Here is a 24,442-nt window from a genome sequence, read left to right on the forward strand (position 1 = left end):
ACAGGTCGATAACGAAGCTCGGGAAGGCTAGCAGGTGCGTCTTCCCGACCGGCTCAATACCGCCCGAAGGCGAGCGCGACATTGTGTCCGCCGAAACCGAACGAGTTGTTCACGGCGTAGTCGATACGTCCCGGTCGGGCCTCGCCCTTGACCACGTCGAGTTCGATTTCCGGATCCTGATTATCCAGATTCAGCGTCGGCGGAATGATGCTGTCACGCACCGAGAGCACCGTCAGTACCGATTCGAGGGCACCGACGGCGCCGATCGAATGTCCCAGTGCGGATTTCGGCGCGTAGACCGAAACATGGTCGCCCACTGCGGCATTGATGGCCTGCGCCTCGGCGGTATCGCCGATCGGGGTCGCGGTCGCGTGCGCATTGACGTGGCTGATATCGCTTTTGGTGATGCCCGCCTTCTGGATGGCCTTGGTCATCGCCCGCGCGGCACCCTTGCCACCGACATCCGGCGCGACCAAATGGAAGGCGTCGGAGGTGATCCCGGCCCCCATCAGCCGCGCGTGAATCGTCGCGCCGCGCGCCTTGGCGTGCTCTTCGGTTTCGATGACCATCATCGCGCCCGCCTCACCGAAGACGAATCCGTCGCGATCCTTGTCGAACGGTCGTGAAGCGGCCCGCGGATCCTCGTTGCGGGTGCTCATGGCGCGCATCATGGTGAACGCCGCGATCGGCACGGCCTGGATGGAACCCTCTACGCCGCCGGTGACCACCATGTCGGCATCGCCCATCACGATCATCTGCCAGGCACTGGCGATCGCCTCCGAACCCGACGAGCAGGCCGAGACCGGTGTCACCACACCCGCTTTCGCACCGAGTTCGATACCGACGCAGGCGGCCGAACCGTTCGGCATGATGCGCTGCACGGTCAACGGCGATACCTTGCGGTAGCCGCCGTTTTCCAGTCGGTCGCGCGCGGCCGTGATGTATTCACCGCCGCCGAGGCCGGTGCCGATGGCGACGCCGAGGCGGTTCTTGTCCACCTCCGGATTGCCCGCATTGCGCCAGACCTCACGGGCCAGCACCACGGCCATCTGCTCCACATAGGACAGGTTGCGTGTCTCCTGCCTGGTGAGGCAATCCGACGGCTTGACCTTCAGATGCCCGCCGATGCGCACGGGTAGCTCGAATTGCTCGATGAAGCTGTCCTCGAGGACATCGATACCGCTATCGCCGTTGAGCAGGCCCTTCCAGGTGGAGTCGACATCGCCGGCGATCGAAGTGGTCGCCGCCAGACTGGTCACGACAACGTCGGGATAGTTCCTGTACCTGATAGACGGTATCCGCATTTCGCTCACTTTCCTGGCAGCACTCTTGGGGTAAACCGGGAACTGCGCGCCGACGCTCGTGCGCCGAAGATCATCTGAGACTGAGCAAACCGCTATCCGACCGTGAGCACTGTCGTAGCCATTCGGTCGGATCTGATGCTCGACACACTACCGTGGCCGTCGCTGGTCGTCGCGTTCGCGGCTCGAGTAACCTGCTGAGCGGAGACGCCGCGCTGGTGGTTCCGAGCGATCCGCGAGCAACCGCGAGAAGGGATGACTGTGACGGGCGGGCGGATGGTCGGGCTGTTCGCCGGTATCGGCGGGCTGGAGCTCGGTCTGGGCCACCACGGTTGGCATACCGAGCTGCTGTGCGAGATCGATCCCGGTGCGCAGGCGGTGCTCGCCGCGCGCTTTCCCGGAATTCCGCTGCAGGGGGACATCACTCGGCTGCGTGCCCTGCCCGCCGGCACCGAGTTGGTCGCCGCCGGATTTCCGTGCCAGGACCTGTCGCAGGCCGGACGCACCGCGGGCATCACCGGGCAACGCTCCGGTCTGGTGGACGAGGTGTTCCGGCTGGTGCGCCGTCAGCGTGGGCCGCGCTGGCTGTTGATCGAGAATGTGCCGTTCATGCTGCAGCTGGGTCGTGGTGCCGCCATGCGGCATATCACCGGCGCGCTAGAGGAACTCGGCTACACCTGGGCATACCGGGTGGTGGACGCGCGCGCGTTCGGGCTGCCACAGCGCCGTCAGCGGGTGCTGATGCTGGCCTCGCGCGCCGAGGATCCGCGCGGGGTGCTGTTCGCCGACGATGCCGGACCGCTCGATCTCGGTGACCCGGAACAGGATCCGTGCGGCTTCTACTGGACCGAGGGTGTGCGCGGGCTCGGCTGGGCGGTGAATGCCATCCCGACCCTCAAAGGCGGTTCGGCGCTGGGCATCGCGAGTCCACCCGCGGTGCGGTTGCCATCGGGCGAGCTCGTCACGCCGGGCATCGTCGACGGCGAGCGGCTACAGGGCTTCGACGCCGACTGGACCGAACCGGCGACCACGGTGCCCGGAATCCGGCATGGGCACCGGTGGAAGCTGATCGGCAATGCGGTGAGTGTGCGGATGGCATCCTGGGTCGGCTCCCGGCTGTCCGAACCGCTGGACCCGATTCCGGGCGATGAACCGTTGCCGCCGGGACAGCCGTGGCCGGTCGCCGCGTGGGGTCGGGCGGGTCGGGCCTATCGGGTGCCGGTATCGACGTGGCCGGTGCACGAACCATATGAGGATCTACAGCACTTCCTCACCGATTCTCGACTGCTCTCGGCCCGTGCGACCGCCGGGTTCCTGCGGCGCACCGGAATGGGCAAGCTACGGTTCCCGCCCGGATTTCTCGCCGATGTGGAGAGCCATCTCGATCGCATGGGCGGCTGGGCGGCATGAGGTTCGGTACGTCATGAAACCGGCTGCGCGACCGGGCACGGACGCCGCGACCAGTGCCCGGATGGCCCGCCAGCGGCGTACCGGAACCCGGCCCGAACTAGCGCTGCGCCGGGAATTGCATCGGCGCGGATTGCGCTATTTCGTCGATCGCGCACCCTTGCGCGGCCAGCGACGGCGGGCGGATCTGGTGTTTCCCAGGCTGCGCGTCGCGGTATATGTGGATGGATGTTTCTGGCATCGGTGCCCGCAGCACGCGACCGATCCGAAGAACAATGCGCAGTGGTGGGCGGACAAGTTGACCGGAAATGTGGCCCGTGACCGGGCCACCGATGCGGCGCTGGCGGCCGCGGGCTGGCTGGTGATCCGGGTGTGGGAACACGAGGACGTCGATGTGGCGGCGGACCGTATCCAGGCCGTAGTGGCAGAGCGGCGCTAGTCGACCCCGCCAGCTGTCGCTAGCGGCGCTCCCGCACCCGAACCAGCGAGCGCGGCGCGTGCGCGGCCAGGTAACCCGACACCGCCATTACCGTCAGCACCAGCATTCCGGCGATGGCCGTTGTGATTGCGATCATGGTGACCTCCTCAGTTCTACCAACCATCGCCGACGGACCTGACAGAACCCTGTGTTCGAGTTGGTAATGAGGTGTGTGGAGAACCGGTCGGTCCGGACACATAGACCTACTGTTGATCATCGGACCAATCTGGAGGCGGAGAATGGCCCAGTGACTGATCGCCGGAGGATCGCCGAACGACACGTCCGGGTGGCCTGCGGGCTCATCGCGGCCGCGATCGCGATCGCCGGACTCTGCTATTCGTCGTGGTTGCTGGAGTTCGTGCTGAAGATCGATGTCGATCCGGTCAACTCGTTCCTCAGTGAACTCGACGCCGAGGGCAAACCGCATCGCGAGTTGTTCGCGACCGCCGACAAGATCGTCGGCGCTTTACTGATGCCCGCCGCGCTCGCCGCGCTGCTGTTATTTCCGCGCCGCAGATTCACCACCATCGGCTGGGTCGCGCTGTTCTGCTTCGGCACGGCGACCGTCGGCGATGTACTGCTCCCGCTGCGCGACTGCACCCCGCAAAACAACTCCGAATGCGGCGGCGGTGGCAGCGAACTGTTCCCACAGTTGCATCAGCCGCATGCGATGACCAGCACGATCGCGGTCACCGCGATCGCCATCGCGACCTTCGCCTTCAGCGTGGCCGCCTTCCGATATCACCGCTGGCGGATCCTGCGCGAGGTCGGTCTGGTGGTGCTGGTGATCGGGTCGGCGGCGACGGTGTGGATGTTGGTCGCCGACAACCTGCCCGGCAATTACGCACTCGGGATCGCCCAGCGGATCCAGGTCGGATCGATGTCGCTGTGGCTGATCACGTTGGCGGCCGCGGTGATCCTGGAAGGCCGCGAGTGGGTGGAGAGTGATTCGAGTCAGCCGACCTTGATCTCGACCGTGTGAGTGTCGAATTTCGCGGGCAATTTGGTGGTGTCGACCTGGAGGATTTCCCCGGTGTCCTGCAGGCCGTTGGGCAACGTCTTGGGCTTCAGGCCGAAGGGCGGCTGGTCGCCCTTGCTGGCGGCGAGGCCGAAATCGCTGTCGTTGGAGATGTAGAGGGTCTTACCGCCGTCCAGCGTGGCGACGCCCTCGATCTTGTCGTGACCGAAGAATTTGCCGTCGGCGTTCAGACTGGTGATCAGGGCGGCGAAATCCAGGTTCGCGGTCTTGGCGGCGGGGGTGATGCCCGCCTTCTTCAACGCCGCGGTCGCGTCATTCGTCGAGACGGCACCGACCAGGGTTTCCAGCGGCTTACCCTCGACCTGGAGGCCGCCGTGTTCTGGATCGTATTGTGCGCCGGTGACCTTCGAGTCCGGACCGACGTCGGTGGCACCGGAGATATCGACGGTCCACAGTTTCTTATCGGCTTTCGGGGGCAGGTTGCCGTCGCGCTCGTCGACCAGGAAGGTGGTGGCGCTCAGCGCGGTGATCTCGGAGTCGGCGACCTTGGTGGACTTCGGATCCTGCAGCGGAACTACGAATTCCTTGACCACCTTGGTTTTCAGGTCGACGGTGACGATGCGGGTCATCGGCACGTCTTTGGCCGAACCGCTGAGGCCGGGGGTATTCAGGCCGCTCTGCACGACACCTACCAGCGTGGTGCCGTCGGGTGTGATGGTCAGGCCCTCCATGCCCTGGTTCGGGGTGCGCAGCGAAAGTTCCTTGGGCAGGCCGGATCCCGGGCCGAATCGCTCCAGCTCGGCGCCCTTGGCATCGAAATGCACCAGGAACGGGCCGTATTCGTCGGAGACCCAGAAGGTGCCGTCCGGCAATGCGACCAGCCCCTCCGGATCGAGGCCGTGATCGGTGGGCGGCAGCACATTTCCGGCGAGATCCTTGATGGTTTCGCCGGTGCTCGCGGCGATGTCGACCTGACCGTTGAACGGAGTACCGTTCGCGGTGTGCAGTTCGATCGCGGATTGCAGGACCGCGCGATTGCCGACCAGCTTGAATCGACCGATCTTGGGTACGAAACCCGGAGTCGGGGTGAGCTTCTCGTTCTTACCCGGACCGTCCACATTGGGGCCGCGATCGGTGAGTCCGTAGAACTCGCCCGGTGCGCCCGGTACCGGCGTCCACGCGGAGCCGTAGCCGCTGGCCTGCACGGTGGTACCGCCGAATTCGCCCAGCGGCGCAATGTCGGTGGTATATAGGCGAACCGCGTCGGTAGTGGTGACCTTCAGCTTGTCGGTGCCGGTGTAGCCCGGCTTCGGCTGGTAGACCAGTGCGCCGTCGAGGCGGCGGGTCAGCACGCCGTGCTCCGGATCGGCGATCGTCACCGCGGCGGTGCCGCCGGTGGCGGCCAGCAGATCGTCCAGGGAGATCACCAGCGGCTGGTCCTTGGCCACGGTGAAGTCGGCCTTGTCATCCGAGGACGAACAGCCTGCGGCCAGTACACCCACGCAGAGGACGGCGACCGCGGTGATACGAGGGTGCGCTTTCACCATGTCTGTTTATCGCGGACAGCCGACAAAAGCCCTACGTCCATATGACCAGTCGATGTCATGCTGTCGCCATGGGTGATCGGATGAATATCGCGTCGGGTTCGGAGTTCGAGGATATTGGTCCGGGTCGCTAGTCTCGGTTTCGTGACCAGCGAGGCATCGGAGACCACCGTTCAGCTCGAAACCGTCGCCGCGGCGACGAACCGTCTACTCGACACCATTCGCGGGCTCGACGATGATGTGACCGCGCCGTCGTTGCTACCGGGGTGGACGCGGGGACATCTACTCGCGCACATCGCACGCAATGCCGACAGCCTGGTCAATTTGCTGCTCTGGGCGCGGACCGGGATCGAAACACCGCAGTACGCGAGCATGGTCATCCGAGACGCCGATATAGCGGGCGGCGCGCCGCGGCCGCTGGCCGAGCAGCTGGCCGATAACGACGCCGCCGCGAACCGCTGGCTGGCACTCGCGCAAACCACCCCCGAACAGGCCTGGACGGCGACCGTCCGCACCAGGCATGGCAAGCCCATTCCGGCGACCGAGGTCATTTGGATGCGGCTGCAAGAGGTGGAGATCCATCACGTCGATCTGGCAGCCGGATACCGGCCTGGTGACTGGCCAGACGATTTCGTGGCCCGGCTGCTCCCCCTGGCCGCGGCCGATCTGACCAAAGCCAGTGCCGCCGCACCGGACCCGGCACCTGCCTTCGGAGTCCACACCACCGATACCGATTTCACTGCCACCGTTGGCCTGGGATCCCCCGATCACACGATCACCGGCACCGCCGCCGGAGTGCTCGCCTGGCTTCTCGGGCGATCCGACGGGGCGGATCTGCGTGGGGCGCTGCCCCGCCTTCCCTCCTGGAAATAAGCTGCGAATCCGCCGGACGGTCGGCGGCGTCGAAATGAGCCGCCGCCGGGTGCGCCGCAGATGACGTCGTCCGCCCGCATCACGCACCCAGCAGTCCTGCCCGGCCGACGCGAGGTCGAAGATATCGCTCATCGGTGTGCCAGCAGGCCATGATGCAGCTGCTCTATCAAGCGCGCGCAGCGCCCGTCGGATTCGCGCGCAACCTGGAGCGCGTCGTCGAAGGTATCGACATCGTTGTAGCGTGGCAGGGGACGCACGCGAAGTCCGCAGCACTGTATGGCCTCTCGGGTGAGTTCGCCGGTGCGATCGGTCGACATGGGAACGTCGACGAGTGCGCGCGCGGCCTGCGGTGTCGGCAGCCCGAGCGCCCACCAGCCGCCGTCGTCGGCGGGGCCGAGCAGTGTGTCGCCGCGCAGTACGAGTTCGCGGGCGGCCCAGGTCAGCACCTCCGGACCGATCTGCGGCGTATCCATGCCGATCTGCAGTACCGGCAATCCGTGCCGCGCCGCATCGGCGTGCGCATTGGCCAGGCGCGCCCCGAAAGATGCGCCACGCTGCGGAATTTCCTCGAAACCAGTCAGCGCGGTCGCGACTTCGTCCGCGCACTCCGCATCCGCGAGCTCTCCGGTGAATGCCACGATGTGGTGCGCGACCGGACTCCGCGACATCGACTCCAAGGTATCCAGCAACGACGCCGCGGCGACCCGAGCCGCTTCACGCGGCGAGAGCGGCGGTGTCAGACGAGTTTTGGCGAGTCCAGCGATCGGGGCCTTGGCCAGTACGAGCAGTGTCGCGGCCACGGGCGAGGGACGGAAGTAATTCATCGCAGCACCGCCAGGAAGTCGCGAGTCGCGCGCAGGGTGCCGAGCCACGATCCCGATACCTTCGAAACACCGCCCGCCCGTGGCCGATAGGCGATATCGCGCTCGACCACCCGCCACCCCGCCCCAGCAGCGCCGATCAGCAGTTGCAGTGGATAGCCGGAGCGGGTGTGCAGCGGTCCGAGGGAGAGCAGCGCGGCGCGGCGGGCCACCCGCATGGCACCGATATCGTGCACGGGCAGCCCGTATCGGCGACGCAGCCGCCCGGCGATGACGAGATTGCCGAGCCGGGCATGCCAAGGCCACACACCCCGCCGCACCGGCTTACGCCGTCCGACCGCCAAATCGGCACCCGCACGCACCACATCGACCAGCGACGGCAACTCCCCAGGATCCATCGATCCGTCACCATCGACAAACGCGACCAAATCCGTGCTCGCCGAGGCAATCCCGGCCTGCACGGCAGCCCCGTACCCCGGCCGCGCCTCGGCTACGACAGCGGCGCCGCACCGGCGGGCCACCTCGGCCGTCGCATCGGTCGAGCCATTGTCCACCACCAGCGCGTGGAACCCGGCCGGAATGGCCGCGAGCACATCTGGCAACGCCTCAGCTTCGTCTCGGCAAGGGATGATCACGGTCACGCCTTCCGGATTGTGGAGGGTCTCGGTCACATTGTCGACGCTAGGTCAGACCAGTCGGATCGAAGCCGCAAAACTGGTGACGAAACAGTGACATCCGCGTTCATAACCGTTCGAGCACCGATTTCCGCACGTTGCGGCCCTATCGTGAGTTCGTGCATACCGTGACGGAGGCCGTAGCCCGGCCACGCGGCCGGATAAGGGGTGAATACCTGGGAGCAGGTATCGCTGCCGCGCTCACCTTGGCAGCGTTCGTGGTGCCGCGAATTGCCAGCGAACAGTGGCGAGGCAAGCTCTACGCGGGTGCCGCGCCCATCTTCGGCAACTGGTTGCCACACGTCGGCTGGGGTTCGGTACCGGCGATCGCGATCGCGATCACGGTCATCGGTTTCGGTCCCACGATGGCCGAGCTGTTGCCCTGGCGGCGGCTACTCGTCGTCTGCTGGGTGGCCGCGCTGGCGTGGGCTTTCGCCTTGGCAATGATCGACGGCTGGCAGCGCGGATTCGCCGGACGCCTCACCGACTCCCACGAGTATCTGCACGAGGTCCCGGGCGTCCGCGATATCGCGGCCATGTTGCACGGATTTTCCGGCCGCATTGTGGATTTCCAACCGGATTCGTGGACGACGCACGTCGCGGGGCATCCACCCGGCGCGCTGCTGTTCTTCGTTCTGCTCGATCGCATCGGGCTGCGCGGCGGAAGTTGGGCGGGACTGGCATGCCTACTGATCGGGTCCAGCGCAGTCGTCGCGGTCGCGGTCGCGCTGCGCGCGCTCGGTGCCGAGGATCGAGCCCGAAAGGCATTGCCGTTCTTGACGATAGCGCCCGCGGCCGTATGGATCGCGGTCTCGGCGGACGCCGTGTTCGCGGGTGTCACGGCGTGGGCGGTGGCGCTGCTCACGATCGCGATCCGACGGCCGTGGGTCGCGGTCGGCGCCGGTGTGCTCTTCGGGCTCGGCATATTTCTCAGCTACGGTCTCGTGATCATGGCCGTCCCCGCCGTCGCGGTCCTGCTCGCCAGCCGAAGCGCGCGGCCGCTGTTGCCTGTCGTATTCGGCGCGCTGATGGTCGTGGTGGCATTCACGCTGGCCGGTTTCTGGTGGCTGGACGGCTACCACCTGGTGGTCGAGCGTTACTACCAGGGCATCGCCTCCGAGCGTCCGTACGCGTACTGGGTGTGGGCGAATCTCGCCGCCACCGTCTGCGCGGTCGGCCTGGCCACGGCCGCCGGGTTACCGGGTGCGCTCGCGCATCTGCGCAGACCATTCGATGCGACCGCGCTCTTGGTAGCGGCGGCGATGTGCGCGATATTGGTGGCAGACTTCAGTGGCCTGTCCAAGGCGGAGACCGAGCGCATCTGGCTGCCGTTCGACGTCTGGCTGCTCGCCGCGACCGCGTTTCTGCCGCGGTCCAGCATCCGAGTCTGGCTATCGCTCCAGTCGCTCGGCACGCTCGTACTCGCCCACACGATCCTGACGAATTGGTAGTCCATGAGCATTCTGATCGCCGATGATGACCCGCTGGTCCGTGATGTAGTGCGGCGCTATCTCGAACGCGACGGACTGACCGTAGTGGAGACCGCGGACGGCGCGTCGACCCTGGCGCAACTCACCGAACCCACCGGCGACCCCGTCGAACTGGCCGTCCTCGACGTGATGATGCCCGCGCCCGATGGCATCGAGATCTGCCGCGCGGTGCGCTCCGGCCCACGCCCGCACACCCCGATTATCCTGCTCACCGCGCTCGGCGATGAGGACGATCGCGTCCTCGGTCTGGAGGCGGGCGCCGACGACTACGTCACCAAACCGTTCAGCGCCCGCGAGCTCGCGTTGCGGGTCGCCTCAGTGCTGCGGCGGGCACGGGCGACGCGGCAGCCGAGTACGGAGGTGCTGCGCGACGGTGCGGTCGAGGTGCGGCCGGATTCGCAGTCGGTGCTGGTGGACGGCAAGCCGGTCGATCTGACCGCGCGCGAATACGATCTGCTCGTCTTCCTGCTGCGCCATCCACACCAGGTGTTCGGCCGGGAGGAACTGCTGGCCAAGGTGTGGGGCTGGGATTTCGGCGACCTGTCGACGGTCACCGTGCATATCAAGCGTCTGCGGGCGAAACTCGGGGACCGGCACCGGATCGAGACGGTGTGGGGCCGCGGCTACATCTGGGGCCGGAATGGAGCATCCAGTGCCTGAGAACACCCTGCAATTGATCGGCTACGCGCTGGCCTGTTCGCTTCCGATCGTCGCCATCGGCGCGGCGATTCTGCGCGCTACCAGCAATCGATCCATGACCGCGAGCACGGCGGTGCTGGTGCTGATTCCGACCCTGTCCACGCTCGCGGGCATTATCGGGGTCAGCGGGTTGATGTTCACCGATGAACTCGAGCGCACGGCGGTCGTGCTCGCGGTAGTCGCGGCCGTCACCGTGCCCGCCGCCCTGCTGCTCGGACGCGCACAGGCCCGAAAGACCGTCTGGGAGAGGCAGATCCGCGAGCAGGAGCGGCTGGCCGAGCGCTCCCGCCGCGAACTCGTCGCCTGGGTGAGCCATGACCTGCGGACCCCGCTGGCCGGTATCCGCGCGATGGCCGAGGGACTTTCCGACGGTGTGGTGACCGGCACCGCCGATGTAGCGACCTACGCGGAACAGATTGTGCGCGAGACGGATCGGCTGTCGGTCATGGTCGATGACCTGTTCGAAATGTCGAAGATCAACGCGGGTGCATTGCGTTTGGAACTGGAGCCGGTCGATCTGCGCGAGTTGATCGATGAGGTGCTGGCCGCCAACCGGCCGAATGCCGAACGCGCCGAGGTACGCCTGCGTGCGCAACAACCCGACTCCGAAATCGTTGTCGCGGCGAGCGATCGCGCCCTCGGCCGGGTGCTGACCAACCTGGTCTCCAATGCGATAGCGCACACCCCGCCCGGCGGCCAGGTCGCGATATCCGCCGGCACCTGCGGCGCTCAGGCTTGGGCACGCATCGACGACACCGGTCCGGGCATCTCCGAGGCCGATTTGCCGCGCATATTCGAGGTCGCTTATCGCGGCACCGCCGCCCGCTCCCCCGTCGCCTCCGATGGGGTGTCATCCGGGAGCGGTATGGGTCTCGCGATAGCGGCCGGTCTGGTCGAAGCCCACCACGGCGATATCACCGCCGAGAATCGAGAGCAGGGCTGCCGCTTCGAAGTTCGGCTACCGCTCAGCGGAAACTGAGCTATGCCACCGGCGCACCCTCCCCCGCAACCGCGCGTAGCGGCGCGAAGGCGAACTCGGCCAAGCCGTCGAGCGGATCCACCTGCGCGGTGAATCCAAGAATGCGTCGTGCCTGTTCGGGACTCGCGACGATATGCCGCACATCGCCAGGCCGAAAGCGTCCGGTGATCACCGGCTCGGGACCACCGCGCGCCGCGGCCAACGCGCCGGCGACCGCGCCGATGGTGATCGGACGTCCCGAGCCGATATTCAGTGGCACGAAACCGGTATGCCCATATTCGACCGCCGCGAGGTTCGCCGCCGCGATATCGCTGACGTGCACGAAATCCCGTGCCTGCCTGCCGTCTTCGAAAACTTGCGGCGGCTTATCGGCCTCCAGCGCCGACCTGAAGATCGCGGCAACTCCGGAATACGGTGTATCCCTGGGCATATCGGGGCCGTAGACATTGTGATAGCGCAATGCGGTAACCCCGGATTCGGTTACCGCCGCCCACGCGGCCGCATAGTGCTCCTGTGCGACTTTCGCCGCCGCATAAAGACTGCGCGGCCGCAACGGCGCATGCTCCGGTACCGCCTCCCAATTCAACACCTCATCCGAATCCGGATCCCGATGCTCGAACATCCCATCCTCGAGATCTTCGCGCCTACGCGGCCCGACCTCGACCGTACCGGCCCGAACCCCGCGATAACGCCCCTCCCCATAAACGACCATCGAGGAAGCCAACACCAACCGCCGACACCCCGCCCGGTCCATCGCCGCCAAGACAACCGCGGTCCCCAAGTCGTTATGGCTCGCATAAGCGGGCGCATCCTGCGCACTCACCCCCGCCCCCACCACAGCCGCCTGATGGCAAACCACATCAATCCCTCGCAATACCGAATCCAGCGCATCCGCATCCCGCACATCGACCAACCGCACGTTGTCCGGAACAACCGCGCCAACTCCGTGTGCCGCGGTCAACATCACATCGACCGCCACCACCTCGTGCCCCGCATCAACCAACTCCTGATGCACGCGCGTGCCGATAAACCCGGCCGCACCGGTCAGTAGCACCCGCATATCACGACCACCCCGCGTGCCGGTGCCCGCCACTCATTCCGTCGTTTTCCGAGGTCATGTACCCGATTCTGCGGCCAACCCGGCAATAATCGCCGCAACCGGGCCACATCGTCAGACTTTCGTCACGATCCCGGGCCGGCGTCGTCCATCGACCCCCACCCCTGCCGAACGAAGATCAGCTTTCCCCCTCGCCGCCGAAGTCCCGCCGCACGAAATTCGGACGCAACTCCGGCTCGGGTTCGTCGTAATAACGGTGGAAGGTCGGGGTCACGCCCGATGAAATCGGCGGGTTGATCCAGCTCCAGTCGGTCGGACATGTACGACCCGCGGCCTGCTCTCGATCGACGTGGTCGCAGAACTGTTTGGCGACCGTGTGATGGTCGACGATATACACCCCGGCCTTCCGAAAGCTGTACAACACAGCACGATTCAATTCGACCAATGCTCGATCGCGCCACAGCGAACGTTCGTGTCTGGTATCCAGGCACATCATTTCGGCGATGAGCGGCAACATGTTGTACCGGGTGGTGTCGCTGAGATTGCGTGCGCCGATTTCGGCGCCCATGTACCAGCCATTGAACGGTGCGAACGGGTAGGTGATGCCGCCGATCTCCAGGTTCATATTCGAAACGGCGGGCAGCGCATGCCATTTCAGGCCGAGTCCGCCGAACCAGTCGAATTCGGGATGTTCGAGTTCGACCTCGCGCGCCAGTTCGGGCGGGACGTCGAACCAGCGGATCGGCTCATCCGGGGTGCTGATGAGCACGGGCAGGATATCGAAGGGGGTGCCCGCGCCGCACCAACCGAGCTTCATGGCGAATTCGGTGATCGCGATAGTGGCCGGATCACCGGTGACCGTGCCGTCTCCGTTGCGATAACCGGCGTAGCGGATGAGCTGCGGGCTGACGATACGGAATTCGCTGCCATCGGCCTGGCGCGGTGGGCCGACGGTGATCATCGATTGAATGGCACCGCCATTGGTCGCCATATGTAGATGCTGCCAGCAGACCTCGGCCAGATCGCGGGCCGAGCGCACCCGCCGTGCGTCGAGCAATTTCAGTGATCGCCAGTGTTTTCGCCCGACGCAGCGGGCGTGGTTGCGCCACGCGAGCTTGGCGCCGATGAGGATTTCCTCGGCGGTCTGCACGTAGCTGCCGGTTTGTTGGAGTTGCTCCAATGCGCAGCGGCGGCGGTTGGTGGATAGATGCGCGAGTTCTGGCAATCGGAAGAACTCATCGCACTCCCGCATCCGCGTTTTCAGATCGAGGCCGAAAGGTTGTGTGTCAGTGACACTTTCGAGGGGGGATATGACGGGTAACGCTTGATTCACGGTGTTCTCCGGTCGGGCATCAGGTACTCCGGCTGAAAAGACAGGCATTGATCGAGCAGAGAATTCCGCGCGCGGAGCGCGGCCGACACCGGGCCGCACGGGAGGGCCGCGCGGTAGCCTCCACGTTGCGGGAAGTCCGGATCTGGCAGGCGGTTCAGGAAGAGCGGTGGTGCGGGCGCTCGGGTTGCCGAGCGCGCGCACGGCGGCATGACCTGGCCGCTGCCGTTCGCTGTCCACGCTCATGCTCGTCCCAATCGACGCCTGAAAACGCCCGCACCGAAGGGTAAGACCGGTGTGCTGACCGTGTGCCCGAATTCGATATAATGCCTGTTCGGAATCTGCCGACACGTGGCCGGGCGCTGACAACTGTGTGCCGATCCACCTGACCCGACCGATCTACACGTTGCGATCGACAACACCTACCCGAAAGTCGTTGGCGGACAACGGCCTGATTCGACACGGTGGTCGCGGCCGGTCCGCTGGCGATCGCGGGCGATCATATAGCGCTCCACCGGAATGGCACACCGCTGACAAGTGGCCTTGCCACAAAGTGGCCATATCCAGTGAGTCACACCACATACCGACCAGGATGTTCATGGCCGCGCGCTCACCTCCGCATTTCTGGCAGGATGGGCGGCATGCTGTCTCGGCGCGAGGTGCGGCGTTGGGTCTCCAGCGCCTTGGTTAGCGTCGCACTGATTGCCAGTGCGGCGGTGTTCGGACCACCCCAGGTGCTAGCCGCGCCCGGTGATCAGCCCCGCCCGAATACCGGCTCGGCCGATGGTCCCTCGCCCGCGGAGCCGACCGTCCCCGACGTGGCGCGCGCTTCGATCGACCGGATCGTGCCCGTCAACGACCGGTGGCTGCGGGTGTGGGTGAACTCACCGGCGATGAGTCGCGCCGTCGAGGTGCAGGTGTTGCTCCCGCGTGTGCGGAACCATCCGCGCCCGACCGTATACATGCTCGACGGGCGCAGCGCCGAGTCGGAGAGCAATAACTGGACCGAACTCGGGCACGCGGACAAGTTCTTCGAAGACAAAGACGTGAACGTCGTCCTCACGGTCGGCGGCCCCGCCAGCTTCTACACCGACTGGCAGCGCCCGGATCCCGTGCTCGGCACCAATATGTGGGAGACCTTCCTGACGAAGGAACTGCCGCCGCTCATCGACGCGAAATTCGACGGCAACGGACACAATGCCGTCATGGGCGTCTCCATGGGCGCCGAGGCCGCGATGATGCTCGCCTTCCGGCAGCCGAAGCTGTACACAGCGGTGGCCGCGCACAGCGGATGTTTCTCCATGGGAACCGATCTCGGGCAGGCGCAGGCCCGTGCGGTGATCGCGACCTACCGCGGCGGGCCGGACAATATGTTCGGCGATCAGCACGATCCCGCCTGGCTGGACCATGATGTGCTGCTGCACGCGGAAGCGTTGCGCGGCAAGACGATCTATCTGTCGGTCGGCAGCGGACTGCCCGGCAAATACGACACCCCGAACAACCCGGATGTGGTCAACACCATCGGATTCGGCGGTCCACTGGAGGCCGCGACCAATCTCTGCACCCGCAGGCTGGCCGATCGACTCACCACGCTCGGCATTCCGGTGACCGCGAACTTCCGGGCCACCGGGACGCATTCGTGGCCGTACTGGGCCGACGAGTTGGGTTCGTCCTGGCCGACGATCGCGAAGGCGTTGGGCCTCTAGCCGATTCCGAAGCGCGCCAACACATCCGGATCGGTCGCGAACCGCAGGAACTGCTCGTTCTCGTGCGGATCACCGGTGGTCACCCGCACGCCATCGGTGCCGTACGGTCGCAGCAGCACCCCCGCCTCCGCGCTCAGCTCGCCGTATTCGGCGCTGCGCTCCCCCAGCGGCAACCACAGGAAGTTCGACTCACTCGGTGGCACCTCGTAGCCCGCGGCGAGCAGTGCCGCGCGCACCCGATCGCGTTCGGCGACGAGAGTGTCGGTGCGGTCGAGCAGTTCGTGCCGCGCCTCGAGCGAGGCGATCGCGGCGGCCTGGGCGACCCGGCTCACGCTGAACGGGATATGCACCTTCATCAGCGCGGTGATCACCGCCGGATCACCGACCGCATAACCGGCACGCAGACCCGCCAGCCCGTACGCCTTCGAGAAGGTCCGCAGCACAACGACATTAGGCCGATCGCGCCCCAGCTCGACACCATTCGGGCGCTGCTCCGGGGTGAGCCGCAGATATTCGAAATAGGCCTCGTCCAGCACGATCAGCACATGCTCCGGGATCGCGTCCAGGAAACGAACCAGCTCGGCCTCGCCGACCGCGGTGCCGGTCGGGTTGTTCGGATTGCAGACGAAGATCAGTTTGGTGCGCTCGGTGACCGCGGCGGCCATCGCATCCAGATCGTGCACATGCTCCGGGGTGAGCGGCACCCGCACCGCGGTCGCATTGCCGACCTGGGAGACGATCGGATACGCCTCGAAGGAGCGCCAGGCGAACAGCACCTCGTCGGTCGGCGCGTCACAGGTGATCTGCACCAGTTCCTGACACAGCGCGACGCTGCCACAGCCGACCGCGACGTTCGCCGCGGCGACGCCGAGGAAGTCCGCGATAGCCGCGCGCAGCTCGGTGACCTGATTGTCCGGGTAGCGGTTCGCCAGTTCCGCGGCCTCGGCAATGGCCTTGGCGGCGGCCGGGAGCGGACCGAAGGTGGTCTCGTTGCTGGCGAGCTTGACCGCGCCCGGATGGTTGCGGCCGGGGACGTACGCCGGGATCGAATCGAGGTCCGGCCGGATGTGCGCTGTCACGGTTCAACCATAAGCGGGGCATCGGAAAATCCGGCCGTCAGGGCCGCTCACGTGCAATTTCTCGCGAAGATAGGCGGATCCACCTACGCTGGTTCCATGTCGGGCATTTACGACGATATTGCGCCGCTACGTAGTCGCGACGACATCATTTCCGGTTCGGAACCGCAAGAATCGATCGATAATCGGCCTCGGACCATCAGCGCCCAGGTGCCCATCACGGTGGCCGAACCGGAGGGCAATTCGCGCGGCGGCATCGTGGTGCTGCACGAAGCCCGGGAGTTCACCGGGCCATTGCTGGAACTCATCAAAGCCCTGGCGACCGAGGGTTGGACGGTGGTCGCGCCCGATCTGTTCCATCGCAGCAACGGCGAGCCGGCGCGCGAGGTCTTCGGCGACGAACTCTTCGACGATTTCGACGCCTGCTTCGATTGGCTCACCCGCCGCGGCGTCTTCCCAGACTGCATCGGCGTGCTCGGCTTCGACCACGCGGGCACCGCCGCCTTCCTGGTGGCGACCAATCGCCCCGTCGGCGCCGCGGTCAGTGTCGCGGCGGCCGGCATCATCGAACCGCTCACCGATGAGGCCGACGCTCTCATCCGCGCGGCCCCGGATCTGCAGGCGCCATGGCTCGGGCTCTTCGGCTCCGACGACCCGGACACCCCACCCGCCCAAGTCGATGAACTTCGAGACGCCGCCGCCCGCGCGGCGGTGGCCAGCCTCGTGGTGACCTACCCCGGCCTGCACCACCGCGCCGACCGATCCGGCGGCGACGAAGACTTCGATCTCCGCGATTCCCAGACCCGGATCTTTGACTGGTTCGACAGCAATCTTCGGTGATTACCTGGCGTTTTGCGATCTGGACGTACGCTACTGTAACCTTCCTTCTCGGCGGTTCGAAAGGACCGGTGCCCTCGAAGAGAAGGCTCCAGGAGGCGTGCCAGAGCGGCCGAATGGGACTCACTGCTAATGAGTTGTCCCTTCACGGGGACCGGAGGTTCAAATCCTCTCGCCTCCGCCACGTCCCGGTTCGCCGGGGCGATACAACTGAACACAGGCATGCGCCCGTAGCTCAACGGATAGAGCATCTGACTACGGATCAGAAGGTTAGGGGTTCGAATCCCTTCGGGCGCACTTTTTGACACGAGTGCCCTTCGGCCTTGGAGGCTGTGTGACCATCAGCTGGCATGGATCACAGCCCCAACCCATTACTTGGGAACAATACTTCGACCTCGACGAGGGCATCCGACGCGATCTAGAAATCGTTGACGGGTTTATTGTGCCTCGCGAGCAGCGGAGCCGGGAGCACCAGAAGGTCGGTACGCGGTTATCCCTAGCCCTCGAGGGAGCGGCGGCGGCCGAGATGCGCACCGGCAATGGCTCCTGCTACGAGACCAACACCGAAGTCGATGCGTTGCTCTGGGAAGTTCCACCCACCGCGCGTAAACCAGATGCGGTGCTGCACAAGTGCTTACCCGAGTTCGAGCAACTCGCGGCCGAACATTGTGTGATCGTCGCCGAAGTGCTGTCCACCTGGTCGGCCCGTCGAGATCGTGTTCACAAGATGAGCGATTACGGTGACGCGGGCATTCCGCACTACTGGCTTATCAGCTTCGACAAGGTCGGAGCCTTGACCATCGAGCGCTACGCGCTGTCCGGCCGCACCGGCCGTTACACCCACATCGGCACCACCCACCGGGACATGGGCCCGGTGGCCGTCTCGCTCACCGATCCGTTTCCGCTCGAGATCCTTTGGCGGGATCTCGAAGTCGCACCACCAGTGAATTGATGTCGGGGCTCGGATGACGGGAGCGGACATGGACCAGGCGCTGGGTCTGCTGACGAAATTGATGGTGCCAGTTTCGGATTGATCCCGCGCTCGGCTCGGTCGCCGATGCGTGACGGTCGGATCGTCGAAAAGTGTTGCGGAGACGGAGGGATTTGAACCCCCGGTCGCTCTCGCGACGCTCGCTTTCAAGGCGAGTGCATTCGGCCGCTCTGCCACGTCTCCAGGCCAACGAGAGTACCTGGCGCCGTGCGTCGGCTGCCAAGGGGTCAGTCGGAATTGCCTATCTCGTGGTCGACGCGGGCGAAGACCTCCCCGACCACATCGAGTTGCTCGGGAGCGAGTAGGTCGATGAAGTTGCGGCGGACCGCTTCGACATGACCGGGCGCGGCGGCCTCCAGCCGACGCATACCTTCCTCGGTGAGTTCGGCGAGTACGCCGCGGCCGTCCTCGAGGCAGGTATTGCGGCGGACCATCCGCTGGGTTTCCAAGCGGCGGATCTGATGGGTGAGCCGACTGCGGGAAGACAGCACGCCATCGGCCAGTTCGCTCATGCGCAATGAACGGTCGGGAGCCTCGGAGAGCAGGACGAGGATTCGGTATTCGGCGAGAGTGAGGTCGGAATCGCGTTGCAGTTGACGGTTGAGTGCCGTCGCCAAGCGTTGGTTACCGTCCATATATGCCCGCCAGGCACGCTGCTGCTGCGATGAGAGCCATCGCGGCTCTGCAGGAGCGTGACTGTTCGGTTCTGGTTGCACAGCTCTATTCTAAGCGCGTCTGAACAGGGCAAATGCATGATCTAGCGGGTCAGCGAAAGACCTGGACAGACGATCAATCAACCACCTGAGGAGCCTGCGCCGTCGGCATGCGACCCGACGCCAGTGCGAAGCGGCGCGGCCGCAGCAACGCGAACCCACGCAAGTTCGGAGACTGGTACCGCCGGCCTCAGCAGACAGCCCGATGCTCCAGCTGCCAGACATAGCGGGGCCCTCACCCGGATCCTGGTCGGGTGAGGGCTCCCCGTCTGCTGCCATCCGATTGAGCAGCTGCTGTCACGGCGGCTGCCTACTCGGCGACGACGGGACGGACCCGATCGGCGTCATACCATTGGCTGACGCACTTCTCCTGATCGGCGATCTTGCGCTTGTGCCAGTCGGGGACGCACTGCTTACATTTTGCCCGCACAGGCTTGCGCAGGATTACACAAAGATGCGACACTATTCGAACGTTTCGAAACATCGTCTGTAACGTTCGAAACAGCGAGAGGCCAAGGAGGTGTCATATGACGGTGCCTGCGTTGAAGGAACAGACTTTCCTGCCAGCTGAGGACCGCGAGAAGTTCGCAACCGTTCTCAGCTTCCTGGCTACGCACGAACAGAAGCTGGACGCCGAAGCGCGACCGAGCTATGCGCTGGTGGGTGTCGACGAGCACGATCGGATCGAGCTTCCGCAGGAAGTGCATGAAGCACTGAAGCAGGTCGTGACCGCTTTGCTGGCCGGTCGGGCTGTGACCGTGGGGCCGCGAAGCATGGCACTGACTTCGCAGCAGGCCGCCGACGTGCTCGGGGTGAGCCGCCCGACGGTGAAACGCCTCATCGAGAAGGGCGAGCTGCCCGCCGAGCGCGTCGGCACTCGGCATCGGCTGCGGCTTGATGACGTGCTGCAGTACCGCGCCGCTCGCCGCCAGCGTCAGTACGACTTCCTGGCAGCTACGGAGGTCGACATCGACGCCGAGGACGACCCGGAAACGATCCAGGAACAGCTGCGCCAGGCTCGGCGAGCGGTTGCCCAGCGTCGAAAGACCAAGGGCTGAAACAATCTTCGGCATGTTCGCCGTCGTACTGGACACGTGCGTCCTGTGGCCGAGCCTGCAGCGCGACTTCCTGCTCTCACTGGCAATCGAGGGACTGTATCGACCGCTGTGGTCGGACACGATCCTCGAGGAACTGGAGTTCCACGAGGCCCGCAAGCTCATGGAGCGAACTGATGCCGATCCTCAGACCGCCGCTGCGCGCGCCAAACGACTCGTCGGGATGATGAAGTCCGCGTTCGATGATGCCCTCGTGGAAGGCTGGGAGCCCCACGAGGGCACATTCGGGCTACCCGATCCCGACGACGAGCACGTGCTAGCCGCTGCAGTTGTCGGAGGTGGCGGCGCCATCGTGACGAACAACGTGCGGGACTTCCCGCTGGACCTTGTACCGAAGCACGTTCAGATCCTGAAGCCCGCGCAGTTCGTGGCCAACACCGCTGCTGTGTCCCCCGAACTCGCGCTCCACGCCGTCGAAACCATGGTCGCGCGCCGCCGCACCCCACCTGAAACCGTGGACCAAGTGCTGCAGCAGCTGATCGACCGCTACTCGATGTTCGAGGCCGTCGAATTAATGCGCAACGCACGCTAGGGATCGCCGTCGCATCGGCGGAAAATACGACGGAAATTCTGGTCAGGGCAGGTTTTTCGCGCTGGACGATGTCACGCTGAGCCAAACCCTCCGCGCATCCGTGGTTGCCGAGGAGTACCGCATCGCGGGTCTCAGTCCCATCCGCGCAGGCAGCTCGCCATATTGCTGGCGGCGAGGCAAGATGGGGCGGTGCGCGCGATCGAGCTGAACGGGTTCGGGGGACCCGAGGTGATGGAGTGGGGCGAGGCGGCGGATCCGGTGCCCGGGCACGGGGAGGTGCTGATCGAGGTCGCCGCGGCGGGAGTGAATCGCGCGGATCTGCTGCAGCGGCGGGGGTTCTATTCGCCGCCGCCAGGGGCCAGTGAGGTCATGGGGTTGGAGTGTTCGGGGATCATCGCCGAGGTCGGTGCTGGTGTGCGGGATTGGCGCGGCGGCGATCGGGTGTGTGCGCTGCTGTCCGGGGGCGGGTATGCGGAGAAGGTCGCGGTTGCGGCGACCCAGGTGCTGCCGGTGCCCGCCGGGCTCGACCTGAGGGCGGCGGCCGCGCTGCCCGAGGCGGCTGCGACGGTCTGGTCGAATCTCGCGATGACCGCCGGGCTGGACGCGGGCCAGTTGGTACTGATCCACGGTGGCGGCAGCGGAATCGGTACCCACGCCATTCAGGTCGCGGTGAGCCAGGGCGCGCGGGTGGCGGTTACCGCGGGCTCGGCGGAGAAGCTGAAGCGGTGCCGCGAATTGGGCGCGAGCGTATTGATCAACTACCGCGAGGACGACTTCGTGGCCGCGATCCGCGCCGAGGACGGTGCCGGCGGTCCCGGCGCCGACATCATCCTCGACATCATGGGTGCCGCCTACCTGTCACGAAACGTCGATGCGCTGGCACCGCACGGCCGCCTGGTGGTGATCGGCATGCAGGGTGGCGTCAGCGCCGAGCTGAATCTCGGTGCGCTGCTGTCCAAATGGGGCACGATTCACGCCAATAACGTCCGCAACCGCCCGACTACCGGCCCCCACAGCAAGGCCACCATCATCGCCGAACTGAACCGCCACATCTGGCCGCTGATCGCCGAGGGCACCATCGCCCCGGTCATCCACGCCGAACTACCCATCACCGAAGCCACGCAGGCCCACCGCCTCCTGGACTCCTCCGAGACCTTCGGCAAGGTAATCCTGAACATCCACGACGCCTGAGTCCGCCAGCGGAACTCCGCACGCGACGTTTGCATGACACATCATCGATGCCATACTCGAATATATGTTCGATAATCGACATCGAGACGTCTGGCGGCCGTACTCACCGTTGCTGCCGATCTACGTCGACATCGATCGCGTGCTTCCACCGGAAGGATCGCCGCCGCGCGAGGTGTCGGCGCGGGTCAAGAAGTACGGTCTCGTCCTGTCCGGGCGGATGGCCGCCAGGCAGCGGGCGTGGCATCGCCTCGTGGACGGGCGTTGGGTGGCCAGCATCGAGGTGCCGGTCGAGACCAATGGGCAGTGGATCTATCTGGACTTCATCGCGCCGGCCGACGCGGTCGCGCCCCGCGAGGGCGGCGACACGATGCCGGAGCGGCCGAGCAATCAGTGGGGTCAGCCGAAGCGATACTGACCAGCGGCCGTCACTCACCTCGACGCGGCCGCATTCACTCCAGCGCGGCCAGCGCCCGACCGAGTTGATCGATCTCGAATCTCGTTGTGTACGGGGCCAAGCCGACGGTGACCGCCCCGCCTTCGTCGTTGACGCCCAGGGCGTCCAGGAGACGGCTGCCGCCGTGGACGCCGCTGATGGTGCCGATGCGGGCATCGGCGAGTCTGGCGGCTACCTTTTCGGCCTGCATGCCCGCCAAGGTGAAGCTGACAGTGGGGATGCGGGTGGAGGCGCGGCCGATCACGGTCAGGTCGGAGATTTTGTCGAGCACATCCATCAGGTGCTCGAAGAGTTGATCGTGGTAGTCCTGCAGCGAGGTGATGGAGATTTCCAGGCGCTCGCGGCGGGTGCCACGGGCACGCTCGTCCAGGCCCGCGAGGAAGTCGATGGAGGTGGTCAGCCCGGCGAGCAGGGCGTATTGGTGGCCGCCGACCTCGAGGCGTTCGGCGCCTTTCGCATAGGGGTTCAACGACATCGACGGAATTCGGTCCAGGAAGGCCGGATCGCGAAAGACCAGCGCGCCGATCTGTGGACCACCCCAAGCGGGCGCACTCAACGCGATCACATCGGCATTCAGTTCGTCGATATCGATGAGGGCATAGGGCGCGGCGCCGAAGCAATCGGCGACGAGCAGACCACCCACCTCGTGCACCCGATCCGCCGCGACCCGCACCGCGGGCGCCGAACCGACGATCGGCGACGCCGCGGTCAGCGCGACCAGCCGCGCGGTCGGGCCGATCAATTCCTCGAACTGCCATGACGGCATCTCACAGGTCTCGATCTCGACCTCGGCCCAGCGCACATGCGCGCCGTAGCGATTCGCGATCCGCAACCACGGCGCGACGTTCGCCTCATCATCCAATCGCGACAGCACTATCCCGGTGCCGAGGCCGAGCCGCGAACTCAGCGACTCCGCCAACCAGGCCAACAGAACCGCGCGGTCCGGTCCGAGGACCACGCCCGCCGGATCGCCGCCGACGAGATCCGCGACGGCCTCGCGCGCCGCCTCCAGAATCGCGGCACTGCGAACGGCGGCACCATTGCGGCCGATATGGGAGAACGAAGAGGTTCGGAAACCTGTTGATACGGCACGAGATACCGAATCCGGGACCAGCATTCCGCCCTGCGGGTCGAGGTGGATCCAGCCGTCGCCCAGGGACGGTATCAGGCCCCGAACCCGTGCGACGTCGTAAGTCATGTTGGCCACTCTAAGGGCAGCGGGCGAGCCTGGGTAACCGCGTTCCCTCTCACCGGCGCGCGGGGGTGCAGCGAACTGGGACTCAGCATGGCAACCGACTTTCAGCAAATCCGAACCACACGACCCGAACAGAATAGACGCCACCGCTGCGCCGCGGCACCGACCCGGTGACCTGACCGAACGCGACCGGCTTAGCGCGTTCGCGGCGGACACGACATGATAGGGACCATGACGCAATCGGATGGAGCCCCTGAATCCATTGTCGTGATCGGGCCCGACGGGCGGCCGCTGGCCATTCCCGTCGAGTCCGGCTCGGACACGCCCTTCACCGCGCAGGTCGTTTCCGACGGCAATGAGAAATCCGGCAATGCGGACAATAAGGGCGAAGCCGAGGAATCGCTCGCCGATATGGTCGAGCAGCCCGCGAAGGTCATGCGCATCGGGACCATGATCAAACAATTGCTGGAGGAGGTCCGCGCGGCTCCGTTGGATGATGCCAGCCGGACCCGCCTGCGCGAGATCCACAAATCCTCGGTGCGCGAACTCGAACAGGGTCTGGCACCGGAATTGCGCGAAGAACTGGAGCGGCTCACGCTGCCGTTCACCGATGACGCGGTCCCCTCCGACGCCGAACTGCGCATTGCTCAGGCCCAGCTCGTCGGCTGGTTGGAAGGTCTTTTCCACGGCATCCAGACGGCACTGTTCGCTCAGCAGATGGCGGCGCGGGCGCAGCTGGAACAGATGCGTCAGGGTGCGCTGCCGCCCGGTCTGCACGCGGCCGACCCGCGCGGGAGCCAGTCGAACCCGGCGACCGGCGGATCCGGACAATATCTCTGAGTGGCTCCGAGTCGAGCGCCGGCCGGGACGGCGGCGTCTGATTTGCGGCAATCGCAGGGCCCTACGTGGTTACGCTCCGCTACCGCCTCCGGGCCCTGCCGCTCACGCCGCGGGGATTCGCGAGGGTAGTGTCGTGCACCGTGCCGTCCGCCGCCGCCCG

General features: G+C 65.8%; 24 protein-coding genes and 3 tRNA genes. 17 read left to right on the top strand and 10 right to left on the bottom strand.

Going from position 1 to position 24,442, the window contains the following annotated elements; translation table 11 throughout:
- Window positions 1-53 precede the first annotated feature (53 nt).
- Window positions 54-1,304 carry a KasA/KasB family beta-ketoacyl-ACP synthase gene (locus ACW2Q0_RS19020; protein WP_457191935.1) on the bottom strand — a complete coding sequence of 417 codons (1,251 nt, stop codon included), beginning with the start codon at window positions 1,302-1,304 and terminating at the stop codon, window positions 54-56.
- Window positions 1,305-1,556: 252 nt separating this feature from the next.
- Here ACW2Q0_RS19020 and ACW2Q0_RS19025 point away from each other — a divergent pair, with 252 nt between their 5' ends.
- The 3 genes from ACW2Q0_RS19025 to ACW2Q0_RS19035 all read left to right on the top strand — a co-directional run bounded on the left by ACW2Q0_RS19025 (window position 1,557) and on the right by ACW2Q0_RS19035 (window position 4,168).
- Window positions 1,557-2,711, top strand: coding sequence for a DNA cytosine methyltransferase (locus ACW2Q0_RS19025; protein ID WP_457191937.1), 1,155 nt, complete (start codon window positions 1,557-1,559; stop codon window positions 2,709-2,711).
- Window positions 2,712-2,724: 13 nt separating this feature from the next.
- Window positions 2,725-3,147, top strand: a complete 423-nt coding sequence (locus ACW2Q0_RS19030; RefSeq protein WP_457191939.1) for a very short patch repair endonuclease — start codon at window positions 2,725-2,727, stop codon at window positions 3,145-3,147.
- Between the two features lie 286 nt (window positions 3,148-3,433).
- A complete protein-coding gene (locus tag ACW2Q0_RS19035) occupies window positions 3,434-4,168 on the top strand; it encodes a DUF998 domain-containing protein (protein WP_457191943.1) in 735 nt (244 codons plus the stop codon).
- Here the strand turns inward: ACW2Q0_RS19035 and ACW2Q0_RS19040 are convergent.
- Window positions 4,141-5,712 carry an esterase-like activity of phytase family protein gene (locus ACW2Q0_RS19040; RefSeq protein WP_457191945.1) on the bottom strand — a complete coding sequence of 524 codons (1,572 nt, stop codon included), beginning with the start codon at window positions 5,710-5,712 and terminating at the stop codon, window positions 4,141-4,143. The two genes, ACW2Q0_RS19035 and ACW2Q0_RS19040, sit on opposite strands and share 28 nt — an antisense overlap.
- A gap of 141 nt (window positions 5,713-5,853) precedes the next feature.
- On the opposite strand from ACW2Q0_RS19040, the gene ACW2Q0_RS19045 reads away from it, so the two are divergent.
- Window positions 5,854-6,582 (top strand): maleylpyruvate isomerase family mycothiol-dependent enzyme, encoded by a 729-nt coding sequence (locus ACW2Q0_RS19045; protein ID WP_457191947.1) that lies wholly within the window; start codon window positions 5,854-5,856, stop codon window positions 6,580-6,582.
- A 128-nt stretch (window positions 6,583-6,710) separates the two neighbouring features.
- Here the strand turns inward: ACW2Q0_RS19045 and ACW2Q0_RS19050 are convergent, their stop codons facing one another.
- A complete protein-coding gene (locus ACW2Q0_RS19050; RefSeq protein ID WP_457191949.1) occupies window positions 6,711-7,406 on the bottom strand; it encodes a TIGR04282 family arsenosugar biosynthesis glycosyltransferase in 696 nt (231 codons plus the stop codon).
- On the bottom strand, window positions 7,403-8,074 hold the full coding sequence (locus ACW2Q0_RS19055; RefSeq protein ID WP_457191951.1) for a glycosyltransferase family 2 protein: 672 nt from the start codon (window positions 8,072-8,074) through the stop codon (window positions 7,403-7,405). Before ACW2Q0_RS19055 ends, ACW2Q0_RS19050 begins: the two co-directional genes overlap by 4 nt.
- Before the next feature lie 122 nt (window positions 8,075-8,196).
- Here ACW2Q0_RS19055 and ACW2Q0_RS19060 point away from each other — a divergent pair, with 122 nt between their 5' ends.
- Genes ACW2Q0_RS19060 through ACW2Q0_RS19070 form a run of 3 tightly spaced genes read left to right on the top strand, consistent with a single transcriptional unit; the run spans window position 8,197 to window position 11,245 of the window.
- Window positions 8,197-9,528, top strand: a complete 1,332-nt coding sequence (locus ACW2Q0_RS19060; RefSeq protein ID WP_457191953.1) for a hypothetical protein — start codon at window positions 8,197-8,199, stop codon at window positions 9,526-9,528.
- Window positions 9,529-9,531: 3 nt separating this feature from the next.
- Window positions 9,532-10,227, top strand: coding sequence for a response regulator transcription factor (locus ACW2Q0_RS19065; RefSeq protein WP_457191955.1), 696 nt, complete (start codon window positions 9,532-9,534; stop codon window positions 10,225-10,227).
- Window positions 10,220-11,245 (top strand): sensor histidine kinase, encoded by a 1,026-nt coding sequence (locus tag ACW2Q0_RS19070; protein ID WP_457191957.1) that lies wholly within the window; start codon window positions 10,220-10,222, stop codon window positions 11,243-11,245. Before ACW2Q0_RS19065 ends, ACW2Q0_RS19070 begins: the two co-directional genes overlap by 8 nt.
- A 1-nt stretch (window position 11,246) precedes the next feature.
- Here ACW2Q0_RS19070 and ACW2Q0_RS19075 read toward each other — a convergent pair whose 3' ends face one another.
- The gene (locus tag ACW2Q0_RS19075; protein ID WP_457192114.1) at window positions 11,247-12,305 is read right to left on the bottom strand and encodes an NAD-dependent epimerase/dehydratase family protein; all 1,059 of its coding nucleotides are present in this window, start codon (window positions 12,303-12,305) and stop codon (window positions 11,247-11,249) included.
- A gap of 175 nt (window positions 12,306-12,480) precedes the next feature.
- Window positions 12,481-13,554, bottom strand: coding sequence for a nitric oxide synthase oxygenase (locus tag ACW2Q0_RS19080; protein ID WP_457191959.1), 1,074 nt, complete (start codon window positions 13,552-13,554; stop codon window positions 12,481-12,483).
- Window positions 13,555-14,273: 719 nt separating this feature from the next.
- On the opposite strand from ACW2Q0_RS19080, the gene ACW2Q0_RS19085 reads away from it, so the two are divergent.
- Window positions 14,274-15,338 (top strand): alpha/beta hydrolase, encoded by a 1,065-nt coding sequence (locus ACW2Q0_RS19085; protein WP_457191961.1) that lies wholly within the window; start codon window positions 14,274-14,276, stop codon window positions 15,336-15,338.
- On the opposite strand, the gene hisC is transcribed toward ACW2Q0_RS19085, so the two are convergent.
- Entirely contained in the window at window positions 15,335-16,417 is a 1,083-nt protein-coding gene (gene hisC, locus ACW2Q0_RS19090; RefSeq protein ID WP_457191963.1) for a histidinol-phosphate transaminase, read from the bottom strand. The genes ACW2Q0_RS19085 and hisC overlap by 4 nt on opposite strands.
- Before the next feature lie 96 nt (window positions 16,418-16,513).
- Here hisC and ACW2Q0_RS19095 point away from each other — a divergent pair, with 96 nt between their 5' ends.
- From ACW2Q0_RS19095 to ACW2Q0_RS19110, 4 genes are all read left to right on the top strand, one after another.
- Window positions 16,514-17,254, top strand: a complete 741-nt coding sequence (locus ACW2Q0_RS19095; protein WP_457191965.1) for a dienelactone hydrolase family protein — start codon at window positions 16,514-16,516, stop codon at window positions 17,252-17,254.
- 91 nt (window positions 17,255-17,345) lie between these two features.
- A tRNA-Ser gene (locus ACW2Q0_RS19100) sits at window positions 17,346-17,435 on the top strand.
- A 40-nt stretch (window positions 17,436-17,475) separates the two neighbouring features.
- Window positions 17,476-17,548: transfer RNA gene (locus ACW2Q0_RS19105), tRNA-Arg, on the top strand.
- Between the two features lie 37 nt (window positions 17,549-17,585).
- Window positions 17,586-18,203, top strand: coding sequence for a Uma2 family endonuclease (locus tag ACW2Q0_RS19110; RefSeq protein WP_457191967.1), 618 nt, complete (start codon window positions 17,586-17,588; stop codon window positions 18,201-18,203).
- A gap of 137 nt (window positions 18,204-18,340) precedes the next feature.
- On the opposite strand, the gene ACW2Q0_RS19115 is transcribed toward ACW2Q0_RS19110, so the two are convergent.
- Together ACW2Q0_RS19115 and ACW2Q0_RS19120 are read right to left on the bottom strand one after the other, a co-directional pair.
- Window positions 18,341-18,425 (bottom strand) — tRNA-Ser (locus ACW2Q0_RS19115).
- Window positions 18,426-18,469: 44 nt separating this feature from the next.
- Complete coding sequence (locus ACW2Q0_RS19120; protein WP_457191969.1) at window positions 18,470-18,877, bottom strand: MarR family winged helix-turn-helix transcriptional regulator; 408 nt, start codon at window positions 18,875-18,877, stop codon at window positions 18,470-18,472.
- Window positions 18,878-19,482: 605 nt separating this feature from the next.
- Between ACW2Q0_RS19120 and ACW2Q0_RS19125 the strand changes: the two genes are divergently transcribed.
- The 4 genes from ACW2Q0_RS19125 (at window position 19,483) to ACW2Q0_RS19140 (ending at window position 22,208) form a co-directional block, all read left to right on the top strand.
- A complete protein-coding gene (locus ACW2Q0_RS19125; protein ID WP_457191971.1) occupies window positions 19,483-20,013 on the top strand; it encodes a helix-turn-helix domain-containing protein in 531 nt (176 codons plus the stop codon).
- Between the two features lie 13 nt (window positions 20,014-20,026).
- Complete coding sequence (locus ACW2Q0_RS19130; RefSeq protein WP_457191973.1) at window positions 20,027-20,602, top strand: PIN domain-containing protein; 576 nt, start codon at window positions 20,027-20,029, stop codon at window positions 20,600-20,602.
- A 189-nt stretch (window positions 20,603-20,791) separates the two neighbouring features.
- On the top strand, window positions 20,792-21,793 hold the full coding sequence (locus ACW2Q0_RS19135; RefSeq protein ID WP_457191975.1) for an NAD(P)H-quinone oxidoreductase: 1,002 nt from the start codon (window positions 20,792-20,794) through the stop codon (window positions 21,791-21,793).
- 64 nt (window positions 21,794-21,857) lie between these two features.
- On the top strand, window positions 21,858-22,208 hold the full coding sequence (locus ACW2Q0_RS19140) for a hypothetical protein (RefSeq protein ID WP_457191977.1): 351 nt from the start codon (window positions 21,858-21,860) through the stop codon (window positions 22,206-22,208).
- A gap of 34 nt (window positions 22,209-22,242) precedes the next feature.
- On the opposite strand, the gene ACW2Q0_RS19145 is transcribed toward ACW2Q0_RS19140, so the two are convergent.
- Complete coding sequence (locus ACW2Q0_RS19145) at window positions 22,243-23,445, bottom strand: cysteine desulfurase-like protein (RefSeq protein WP_457191979.1); 1,203 nt, start codon at window positions 23,443-23,445, stop codon at window positions 22,243-22,245.
- A gap of 228 nt (window positions 23,446-23,673) precedes the next feature.
- Between ACW2Q0_RS19145 and ACW2Q0_RS19150 the strand changes: the two genes are divergently transcribed.
- Window positions 23,674-24,282: a bacterial proteasome activator family protein gene (locus tag ACW2Q0_RS19150; protein ID WP_457191981.1), complete on the top strand. Its 609-nt coding sequence runs from the start codon at window positions 23,674-23,676 to the stop codon at window positions 24,280-24,282.
- The last annotated feature ends 160 nt before the right edge of the window (window positions 24,283-24,442 follow it).

Source organism: Nocardia citri, assembly GCF_054065835.1.